Origin of the sequence: Pseudoalteromonas sp. 31A1, from assembly GCF_011378815.1 — a bacterium.
In the GTDB taxonomy this organism is placed as follows: Bacteria; Pseudomonadota; Gammaproteobacteria; order Enterobacterales; family Alteromonadaceae; genus Pseudoalteromonas; species Pseudoalteromonas arctica.
The window spans coordinates 20,445-31,546 of the sequence record NZ_WTKY01000032.1 but is presented as its reverse complement, the minus strand read 5'-3'; the positions used below and the strand labels follow the sequence as shown (position 1 = coordinate 31,546).

General features: G+C 40.2%; 5 protein-coding genes and 1 pseudogene. 1 reads left to right on the top strand and 5 read right to left on the bottom strand.

What is annotated here, in order from left to right; genetic code table 11:
* The first annotated feature begins 307 nt into the window (after positions 1–307).
* A pseudogene (locus GQR52_RS19160) lies at positions 308–1,275 on the top strand (integron integrase).
* A gap of 369 nt (positions 1,276–1,644) precedes the next feature.
* On the opposite strand, the gene GQR52_RS19155 reads toward GQR52_RS19160, so the two are convergent.
* The 5 genes from GQR52_RS19155 to GQR52_RS19135 form a co-directional block, all read right to left on the bottom strand.
* Positions 1,645–3,900, bottom strand: a complete 2,256-nt coding sequence (locus tag GQR52_RS19155; protein ID WP_165729479.1) for an acyl-CoA dehydrogenase — start codon at positions 3,898–3,900, stop codon at positions 1,645–1,647.
* Positions 3,901–4,239: 339 nt separating this feature from the next.
* Complete coding sequence (locus GQR52_RS19150) at positions 4,240–5,268, bottom strand: zinc-binding dehydrogenase (protein WP_007582024.1); 1,029 nt, start codon at positions 5,266–5,268, stop codon at positions 4,240–4,242.
* A 10-nt stretch (positions 5,269–5,278) separates the two neighbouring features.
* Positions 5,279–6,691 (bottom strand): TolC family protein, encoded by a 1,413-nt coding sequence (locus GQR52_RS19145; protein WP_165729478.1) that lies wholly within the window; start codon positions 6,689–6,691, stop codon positions 5,279–5,281.
* A complete protein-coding gene (locus tag GQR52_RS19140; protein WP_165729477.1) occupies positions 6,684–9,836 on the bottom strand; it encodes a multidrug efflux RND transporter permease subunit in 3,153 nt (1,050 codons plus the stop codon). Before GQR52_RS19140 ends, GQR52_RS19145 begins: the two co-directional genes overlap by 8 nt.
* A 9-nt stretch (positions 9,837–9,845) precedes the next feature.
* Positions 9,846–11,015: an efflux RND transporter periplasmic adaptor subunit gene (locus tag GQR52_RS19135; RefSeq protein WP_165729476.1), complete on the bottom strand. Its 1,170-nt coding sequence runs from the start codon at positions 11,013–11,015 to the stop codon at positions 9,846–9,848.
* Between the last annotated feature and the right edge of the window lie 87 nt (positions 11,016–11,102).

The window sequence follows — 11,102 nt, the reverse complement described above, 5'->3', positions numbered from 1 at the left end:
GCCTAACGTAAATAGGCCTAATTTGATCATTTTGTTCATTTTAATATCCTTATAGATTGAAATATGCCGCAATTTTCTGTGCAGCTAACAGCTTTATCAGAGGACACTTTCCTCTTTTTATGAGCAATGTATGTCCCCTTAATTATTTTTAATATTAATAACAAATCCTGTAACACATTGCCAGCTTTAAACTTTAAGTCAGGCTGTTCTTTTATTAAAATGCAGAAAAGAGGAAAACGTCCTCATTTCTTGACTTAGGAGGAAAAACGTCAATACTGTATATAAATACAGTTAACTGAGATTTAAAATGAAAACTAAATCCCCTTTTCTTAATAGTATTATCAACTATATGTATAGCCATCACTATGCTAAAAAATCTATCGAAACTTATGTATTTTGGATTACTGCCTATATCCATTTTCATAATAAGCGGCACCCTACCAGTATGGGCAATAATGAAGTAGAAATATTTTTAAATCACTTAACAGTCACTAAAAAAGTGGCAGCGAGAACACAAGCAACCGCTTTAAATGCGCTTGCTTTTTTATATAAACATATTATTAAGAATGAGCTCTCATTAGATTTAAATTTCGTTAAAAGTAACCGCCAACAGAAACTTCCTGTCGTACTTACACAAACTGAGGTATCGCTATTTTTTAGAAATATAAATAAACGACATTATTTGATAGCAAGCCTGCTATATGGAAGTGGTTTACGGCTGATGGAAGCAGTAAAATAAGAGTTCAAGATATTGACTTCGACTATAAAAACATACGCATTTGGAACGGTAAGGGTAATAAAAATCGTATTGTGACACTTGCTGAAGAATTAATACCAATGCTAAGAAATCAAATAATTCAAGTTGATGAATATTTACAGTTAGATTTAAAAAATGATGCGTACGCCGGTGTATGGATGCCTCATCGACTTAGTAAAAAATACCCAAGCGCTAATAAGTCTTTACAATGGCAGTTTTTGTTCCCATCACATAAATTAAGTACGGACCCTGAAACAGGAGAAATAAGACGTCACCACTTAGATCATTCTGGGGTAAGAAAGGCAGTTAAACTGTCTTCAACAAAAGCTGAAATTAATAAACACGTTACGCCACATACTTTACGCCACTCTTTCGCTACGCATTTGCTGCAAAGCGGCGCTGATATCCGCACAGTACAAACACAACTAGGCCATAGTGATGTGCGTACTACACAAATATATACCCATGTACTACAACAAGGTGCTAATGGTGTTATTAGTCCTTTTTCAAGATTATAAATAGCTCAGTAACAAAACAAAAATTGGGTTATATAGTTTATCTATATGAGAAGTTTTTAACGCAGTTAATGAGTTATTTAGAACGCTAAAATGTTTAACGTTTTAATTCAGCGGGTATCCTACCCATGTACTACAACAAGGTGCCAACGGGGTTATTAGCCCTTTTTCAAGATTATAAACGTCCCTTTTTAATCCTCTAGGCATACATACTCGCTTACGAATCAATACAGCTATCAATTTCGACTTTAAAAAAACACAAAAAAGCCCCGCTTGTTTTTACACAAGCGGGGCTCCACACTAATTTTTTACTCAAAAATAAAAGCGCCGATACTGCGGGCGCTTTGCATCATTGAATTTTATTACTTTAACTTACTGATTAACTACGCTTTTAAGCGGATTAATCGGCTGTGCGTTATCGTCTAGTAGGTTCATATCAAAATCGAACTCATCTACACGAATCGCTTTTTCACGTTTGATGTTGTAATCAATTAACTGAATGTGTTCAGCTTGCGTGATTACGTTTGCCGCTAGTGCGTTATCAAGCGTGATGTTAAAGCGTATACCTGGTTTAATTACTTTAGCACGTAATGCTTTTTTAACTTTAGCCAGTTCGCCAAGTGATGCCATTTTAGCTTTGTAAGCTTGCTCATTAATATGATGGCCATCGCCCACTACTGGTTTAACTAAATGCGTGATTTGCGCTTTAAATGCGGTATCTAGCTGAGCTTGCTTAGCTAGTTCGCGGATTAAATCGTCACTAATTTTTGGCATTTTAGTTGAGTAGTTCATTGTAATAAAACGAATAAACTTACGTGTACCACTTGCAGGGAAGTTATCTAAAAACTTATGCAATGCTTCTTCAGCACTTTGTAGTGCAAAACGAGTCGCGTAATGGAAATAAGGTGCTGCTTGCTCACGGTCACTACTTGATACTTTTTGCTCGTAGTATTTAATTGATGCCATAGCTGCATATAAGAAGCTCATTACATCGCCTAAACGTGCCGATAGCATTTCTGCTTGTTTTAACTTACCGCCAAGTACAAGTAACGAAAAGTCTGCGTACACTGCAAGTTTTGCAGATAATTTATGTACTGCTTTTTCGTAGTCGCGTACTTCTGGTAATTCAGAATTAGCACTTGCTGTAAATGGTAAAACACCTAAGCGGAAAGCACGTAAGCTGTTTGCTGTGCTGTAGCCAATTGTTTTACGTAAAATACCGTTAAATTCTTTATCTGCGCCTTTGTCTTCGCTGTGAATTGACTCAACCATAGATTGTAAATATGGGTGACAACGCATAACACCTTGACCAAAGATCATTAGGTTACGTGTAAGAATATTCGCGCCTTCTACCGTAATGGCAATAGGTTGTGCAACATAACCACTTGCTAATGTATTTTGTGGGCCATTTTGAATCGCTTTACCTGCTTGAATATCCATTGCTGAATCAAGTACGTCGCGACCAAGCTCTGTCATGTGGTATTTAGCGATTGCGGTTACTACTGATGGTTTTAAGCCCATGCCTAAGCCTTCAGTTGTAAGTACGCGCATTGCTTCTTGTAGGTATGTTTTACCTGCAATGTCGGCTAGTTTTTCTTGAATACCTTCAAACTGACCAATGGCTAAACCAAACTGTTCACGCACTGCTGCGTATTCAGATGCTGATTTAAATGCAACTTGCGCGGTACTAACACCTAGCGCAGGTAATGAAATACCACGGCCAGCACCTAAACAGCTAACCAGCATTTGCCAACCACGGCCGATGTTTTTCTGTCCACCAATAACAAAATCCATTGGTACAAATACTTTGTTACCACGCGTAGTACCGTTGTAAAAACGAATACCCATTGGGTCATGGCGATTACCAAGCTCTACACCTGGGTGCTCTTTTGGAATAAGTGCACAGGTAATACCTAAGCTTTCTTTGCCACCTAATAAACCATCAGGGTCCATTACTTTAAAGGCTAAACCAAGTACGGTAGCAATAGGTGCAAGCGTTATATAGCGCTTGTCCCATGTGACTTCAAGGCCAAGTACTTCTTCGCCTTTATACATGCCTTTAGTAACTGTACCAATGTCTGGAATGCCACCTGCATCAGAACCCGCTTCTGGGCTTGTTAATGCAAAACATGGAATATCTGTACCATTTGCTAGGCGTGGTAAGTAATGTGCTTGTTGTTCTTGCGTACCAAAGTGAAGTAATAACTCACCCGGGCCTAACGAGTTAGGAACCATTACGGTTACCGCAACTGCTGAGCTTTTAGTCGCAATTGTGCCAACAATAGTAGAGTTTGCATAAGGGCTAAACTCTAAACCACCAAACGACTTAGGAATGATAAGCGAGAAAAAACGCTCTTTTTTCAAAAATTCTAAGATGTCATTTGGTAAATGAATGCCGTTTTGAATCACTGAATCGTCAATCATGCCCAATAACTCTTTTACTGGACCGTCTAAGAATGCTTGCTCGTCTGCGCTTAATGTAGCAGCAGGTACGTCGCGAAGTGCACTGAAATCAGGTTTACCTTGGTAGATAGAACCTTCAAGCCATACATCACCCGCGTCTAGCGCTTCTTGTTCTGTGATAGAAATACTTGGTAATACTTTTTTTAGTTTTGTACGTAAACTCATGATTGAACTCATCCGACCAGCTAAATAATACCTACATTACGTCATAAAAAATCGTTTAGATCAATTGCTCTATTCAATTAATTAACAGTTTTTTCAATTTATTTTCTTTACCTGAACGTAAACTGTTGAAACACAAAGGCTTACAGTTGTACGCTGAAAAAAAGTATTTTGATTAAAATGATGAATAAAACAGCAAAAGCTCTAGCGCTGTATCTATTTTTTTATGGGCATAAAAAAACGCAGCACAAATAGGCTACGTTTTTATTCAATTTGTAGAGGCTACATTATTAGTTAATCTAGCTAAAACTACCTAAATTTAAATCAAATTGTATAAGCGCTTCACTTAGTAACTTTAACAACTTGCTTGCCGGTAAAACCACCAGCAAGTTGTTTATTAAGCGCTTGCGATACTGAGTCAGCACTAAAATCTACGGGCGTTATTTCTGGGTGTTTAATGTCGCCACTAACAGCGCCTTCAAGTAACAGGTTGCCCATAAAACTCAAACGTTGTTGTGCACATAAACTATTAGCAAGCCATGCTCCACCAATTGATACTACGCTAATATTAGGCGCTCGGTGATACATTAAGTCTTGATCAAAACAAGGGAGCGGATTTAAGCAGGCAATACGTCCGCAAAAACGCATTAACTCAATATTACGCTGAGTACACTCACCACCAATCGTATCAATAACCGCATCAAAGCCTTGTGGGCCAAGTTCTCTGCGGATTTTTTCGCATAGCTTTTTATCGCTATAGTCAAAAACCACATCAGCGCCTAACTGCTTAACCAACTTATGATTACGCTTTGATGCTGTGGTAAATACGTCTGCACCGCGCTGTTTTGCATATTGAATAGCAAACTGCCCTACCGCTCCGGCTCCGCCTTCAATAAAAATAGTATCGCCTTCACTAATGCCTATTTTATCTAAACTAATAAGTGCTGCCATACCGGCGCATGGAAGTGTTGCTGCAATGGCCGGGTTTAAACCGCTTGGCACAACCGACACTGCAAAGTTAGGTACCTTGGTGTATTCGCTCAAAGCACCTTGCTCACCAATGTTGGCATGCCACATAACGCGCTGGCCAACATTTGGAAACACACCTTTATTAGCTTTAACCACAACACCTACGGCATCTAAGCCTAAAATGTGTGGATACTGCCATTTACAAAAGCCTGTTTTAGCAAATTGACCATCAACTGGATTTAAACCAACGTACTCTACTTTTACAAGCAGCTCGTTATCTGCACAAATAGGAACAGGCAGCTCAGCATCCGCTAAGTCAATTGCTTCATTTGGTTCTGGCAGTACAATAGCGCGCATAGTTTGCGGGATAATGTATTCATGTAAATTTTCAGTATTTGGCATCAATATAACTCTACTTATTAGTGTCGTTTAACGCATAACTCCATTGCCCATTAAATGACTGGTAAGCATTTACTTTGGCAAGCAGTGAAGAAATTGTTGTTTCAACAGCATTTTCTTGTGCTATTAAAACATCCTGGCGCGCATCTAACAACTCAAGGTAAGGAATTTGACCTTCTTCGTACATTGCTTGTGCTTGTAAAAATGCTTTATTAGCAAAGTCATAACGTTCATCGGCAAAGCGTTTTTGCTGTGCTTGATTGACCAACAATTGCAGTGAAAGTTCACTTTCACTTAGTGCAGTTAATACTACTTGTTGATAATCGCTGTACGCAGCTTCACTTAAAAACTGTTGCGCGTCACGCTGCGCTAAAAGCGCAGGATAACTTAAAATAGACCACTGTAACTGCGGCGCTACTTGCCACTGTTGATCGGTATTTTTTAAGCCTGTGCTATCTATACTCACAACCCCTGCAAATGCAGATAAGCTAATATCGGGTAATAACGCTTTGCTAGCTGCAACACTTAAACTATTTGCTTGGCTAAAGTCAAACAGCGCGCGGCTAATATCTGGACGTAAGGCAATGGCATTATTAGCGTTTTTTAGTGCTACGCTAAAGTCACGTTCAAGCACGCCTTGCTCGTTTTCAATAGCAATATTTTGCGCTAGCTTACCGCTTAGTACTGCAAGCGCAGATAAATCGCTGTATTTTGCATACTCAATAGCAGGCATTAATGCTTGTTGCTGCCTAAGCTGCGCCATCGTACGGTTTAAATCAAGCTCGTTAGCTACACCTTCATCAACTCGTGCCTGTAAAACGTCAATACTTTGCTCAAGCGCTTCAATTTGAAGTGTAACAATGTGTTGTTTTTCAACATTCCCTTGGTAACTTACAAAGCCTTTAACGACTGACGAAACAACTTCAATTTGTAATAAGCGTACTTGCTCTGCTTGGCTCATGGCCGATGCATTTGCTGCATCAACCAACGCCGTTATGCGACCAAATAAATCTAGTTGCCAATCAAGTGCAACGTTTGCACTTGATTGGCGGTCAAACACGCTTGGTGCATCGCTTCGAGCTGCGCCAACATTTACGCCACCTTGCGGCAGGTATTGGGCTTTTTGCTCTCCTAATCGCGCTAATGCACTTTTAAGTGTTAACTGGCTTGTTTGCAAATTATAGTTATTTGCAAGCGCACCAGTAACAAGCTCATTTAGTTGATCAGAATTAAGCTTTTTCCACCAGTTTGTCTCATCAGCAACGCTAACGTTACTAGCAATATTAGCTTTAGCAACAAATTCGTTAACGGCTTTTTGCTCGCTCATGGTGTCTATTTTACTCGCACATCCTGCTAAAAACGCAGCAACTAATACTGCACTGGCGGTCAGACTTGTTTTAAGTCTTTTTTGCATTAATTTAGTCATGAGTATTCTCCTGCGCTTTCTCTTTTTTGTTAGTCACTAACATATAAAATACCGGCGTAAACAATAGGCCAAACACGGTTACACCTATCATCCCTGAGAATACTGCGTTACCCATTGCGTGTCGCATTTCGGCGCCCGCACCGGTAGCAAGAACTAACGGTACAACACCTGCTGTAAATGCAATTGAGGTCATTAATATTGGGCGCAAGCGCATACGACATGCCTCAAGTATTGCCTCTAAGTGCGATAAGCCTGAGTCGTGTCTATCTTTTGCAAACTCAACCATCAATATCGCATTTTTAGAAGCCAACGCGACCAGTACTATTAACGCTATTTGGGTGAATATGTTGTTGTCAGAGCCGACAAACCACACACCTAATAAGGCTGAGAAAATAGTCATTGGTACAATTAATATAATTGCCAGTGGTAAACGTAAGCTCTCGTACTGCGCTGCAAGTACCATAAATACAAGTAATACAACTAACGGGAATACATAAACCATGGTGTTACCGGCAAGTACTTGTTGGTACGTTACTTCAGTCCACTCATACTCAATACCTGTTGGTAGTGTGTCTGCGAGTACTTTTTCAATAGCAACTTGTGCTTGGTCAGAGCTATAACCTGGCGCTGGGCTACCATTTAGTTCTGCACTTGGGTAACCGTTGTAATGCATAACACGGTCAGGACCAATTGTTGGTGTTACTGTTAATACAGAGCCTAGTGGCACCATATTTCCTGAGCGGTTACGTACTTTTAGATTAAGTATTTGATCAGGGTCTAAGCGGTAGTCAGCATCAGCCTGTGCATTTACTTGGTAGGTACGGCCAAACATATTAAAGTCATTTACGTACACAGAGCCTAAGTAAATTTGCAGTGCGTTAAATACTTCATCAAGTGGAATACCTTGAATTAGCGCTTGCTCACGGTCAATATCAATATCCATTTGTGGAACTTGAATACGGAAACTCGAGTACAAGCCCATTAATGCTGGGTCTTGTTGCGCTTTACCGATAACAGCTTGCAGACTATTAAATAAGGCTTCAAATCCTTTATTTGCTCTGTCTTCTATTTGCAGTTTAAAACCGCCGGTAGTGCCTAAACCTTGAATTGGCGGCGGTGGAAATACCGCTACAAATGCTTCATCAATGGCAGCAAAACGTTTATTCAACTCGGCAGCAATCGCCATCGCTGATTGGCTTGGGTCGGTACGTTTGTCAAAGCTTTCAAGTGGTGTAAATACAATGCCGCTGTTAGGGCTATTAGTAAAACCGTTCACTGATAAGCCAGGAAAAGCAACTGTATGTGCAACGCCTGGTACTTCTAATGCAATTTGCTGCATTTGAGAAAGCACATCTTCAGTACGATCAAGGCTTGATGCATCAGGTAACTGCGCAATAGCCACTAAATACTGTTTATCTTGCTGTGGAATAAAGCCACCCGGTACGGTATCAAATAACTTAATTGTGCCACCAACAAGTGCTATGTAAGCCACCATAACAACAACGGTCATACGAATTAGTTTTTGTACCAGTTTTTCGTAACCTTTAGCACCACGATTAAATACGCGGTTAAATGGTTTAAATAACCAACGACCAAACAATTTATTAAGTAAACGCGTGAACGCATCTGGTTTTGCATCGTGCGATTTTAATAACAATGCAGCAAGCGCAGGCGATAACGTTAATGAGTTAAACGCTGAGATAATAGTCGAAATAGTAATTGTAAGTGCAAATTGCTTATAAAATTGACCTGATAAACCGGTAATAAACGCAGTAGGAATAAATACAGCACTTAGTACTAGCGCAATGGCAATAATAGGGCCTGTTACTTCACTCATTGCAACGCGGGTTGCTTCAAGTGGCGATAAGCCTTTTTCGATATTACGCTCTACGTTTTCAACAACTACAATCGCATCATCTACAACAATACCTATGGCCAATACTAAGCCAAACAACGATAAGGTATTAATTGAGACACCTAACCACTGCATTACGGCAAACGTACCAATAAGTGAAATAGGCACAGCAATTAGCGGAATAATTGATGCACGCCATGTTTGTAAAAATACAATAACAACAATAACTACCAATACAATTGCTTCAAGCAAAGTGGCAATTACCGCGTCAATTGAGCCGCGAACAAATACTGTTGGATCGTACACAATGTCGTATTCAACACCGGTAGGAAAATCTTTAGATAAGCGCGCCATTGTTTCGCGTACTTGATCAGATAGCTCAATAGCGTTAGAACCAGGGCGTTGAAATATTGGCATTGCAAGTGCTGGTTGATTATCAAGCTCTGCTCGAAGTGAGTAAGTGTCTTGACCTAAATCAACACGGGCTATATCAGATAAACGCGTTAACTGACCCTCGTCGCCTACTTTAATAATAACTTGTTCAAATTCTTCAATACTGTTTAAACGACCTTTAACGTTTAACAATATTTGAAATTGACTGTCGTTTGAAATTGGTTGCGCGCCTAAGCTACCTGCAGCAACTTGCTGGTTTTGCGAGCGAAGTGCTGTTACTACATCTGTTGCTGTTAATTCGCGTGCAGCAAGTGCATCTGGGTTTAGCCATACTCGCATTGAGTATTTGCCGGCACCAAACATGCGAATATCACCTACACCCGGTAAACGTGCAATTTCATCTTTAATGTTTAAATCGGCATAGTTAGATAAGTACGCTGTGTCGTGCGTTTTTTCAGGTGAATATAAATGCACTACCATGGTTAAATCTGGTGATGACTTTTCAGCCACAACACCTAAACGTTGTACTTCTTCTGGCAAACGCGGAAGCGCACTGTTTACACGGTTTTGTACTTGTACTTGAGCACGGTCTAAATCGGTACCTAATGCAAAGGTTACCGTTAGTGTCATGCGGCCATCACTGGTACCTTGCGAAAACATATATAACATGTTTTCAGTGCCGTTAATTTCTTGCTCCAACGGTGTTGCCACTGTTTGCGCAATAACGGTCGGGTTAGCACCCGGGTAGTTAGCGGTTACAACCACGGTTGGAGGAACTACTTCTGGGTATTCACTTACTGGTAGTTGGAATAGTGATATACCACCAGCAATTAAAATAACCAATGACAGCATGGCCGCAAATATTGGACGCTGTATAAAGAAATGCGAGAATTTCATCAATAAACCTTATTGCTTAGCCACAAGTTGTGCGTTGTCATTTAACAATGTAAATGCCACACCACTTGTATCAATTGTTACTGTTTGCGGAGAGATTGGCATACCAGGGCCTACGCGAGCTGGGCCATTTACAGCAATAACATCACCTTCGTTAAGGCCCGATGTAACCGCACGTAAGGCACCGTAACGCTCACCTGTAGTGATAAGTTTGTATTCAAGTACGTTGTTTTCGCCAACCGTTAATACAAAACGATTTTTTAAGTCGGTACCAATTGCACGTTCTGGGATAATAATCGCGTCACTAATAGAGTTGGCTGCAAGCTTAATACGTGCAAACGAGCCTGCGCGTAATTGGTTGCTGTCTTCATTAAATACTGCACGTACGCGTAATGTACCCGTTGATGAATTAATTTGGTTATCAATAAAGTTAATGTAGCCTTTGTATGCAAAATCGCTTTGACCCACTTTTTGCATTACAACAGTTTGCTGGCTCGCAGCAGTAACATCATTAAAAGAGCTATTCCATGTGCGTTCATCAACATCAAAATAAGCGTACATTGCTTGGTTTGAAACAATTGATGTTAATACGCTTTGACCCGCAAGTATGTTATTACCTTTAGTAATATTTGCGCGAGAAATAATGCCATCAATTGGTGATACAACTGACGTAAATTCTAAATCAAGTTCTGCTGATGTAAGCTGTGCTTGAAGTGCCGAAAGCTGTGCTTCGCGTTGGCGTAGTGTTGAAGTACGCGCTTGTGCTTGCTCAGTAGAAATTGCTTTACGGTCTAATAATCGTACCGCACGTTTGTCTTCACTTTTAGCTTGCTCTAAGGCAGCTTGTGCGCTGTTGATTTGCGCTTTTAAACTAGCAACCACAGCAGCAAATGGACGAGCATCTAATTGAAATAAAACATCGCCTTCTTTAACCACATCGCCTTCTTTAAATTCAATGCTATCGATGATTCCCGATACACGCGGCATTAAAGCAACTTCTTGTGGAGACTCTAAACGAGTTGTATATGTGTGCCAGCTTTGTACTGGTTTAACAAGCACCTGTGCTACATCAATTGGTTGAAGTTGCTGTGCAGGTGCTGATTGAGCTGTGCTCTCATCGGCACAACCTGCTAGTGTTAAAGATGCCGCAGTAAGTGCAGCAGCAATTAGATGTTTGTTCATGAAGACGCTCCATTGTTGATTAGCCTCGCATAATACGGATTTAACCCGTGTTTAAAAACCATAGATTTTTAAATTCATTAATGCCAA